The 363-nt window shown below is 48.5% G+C and carries 1 tRNA gene; it reads left to right on the top strand.

The features are described from left to right. The first annotated feature begins 2 nt into the window (after positions 1-2). Positions 3-76: transfer RNA gene (locus tag KK083_RS32355), tRNA-Ala, on the top strand. Positions 77-363: the final 287 nt, after the last annotated feature.

Genomic DNA, 363 nt, shown 5'->3' with positions numbered 1-363 from the left:
AAGGGGGATTAGCTCAGCTGGCTAGAGCGCCTGCTTTGCAAGCAGGAGGTCATCGGTTCGACTCCGATATTCTCCACACGCTGGAGTTTCGAGCGAGTAGCCTTGAGCTGCGAGCCGAAGCGGAGGAAAAAAAAGAGATTAAGAAAGTGAACCAGTTGGGTTCGCAGAAAGTTTAGTGAAAGGTAATTAGAGCAATGCTCGCAGCCAAAAGCTAGCGGCTTGCGACTGAGTTATCACAAAGGAGTGCCAGGCGCTGCAATGATATAGCCGTATCGTTGTACCGTAGATTGGATAAACACTCTTGAAGACGTTCATTGACATGCTGATGAAAGAGTAGAAGTAGTTTCAAGTCCGCACAGAGGA

It is taken from the genome of Chryseosolibacter histidinae, assembly GCF_018598225.1.
In the GTDB taxonomy this organism is placed as follows: domain Bacteria; phylum Bacteroidota; class Bacteroidia; order Cytophagales; family Cyclobacteriaceae; genus Chryseosolibacter; species Chryseosolibacter histidini.
This window is presented reverse-complemented; position numbering and strand designations above follow the sequence as displayed.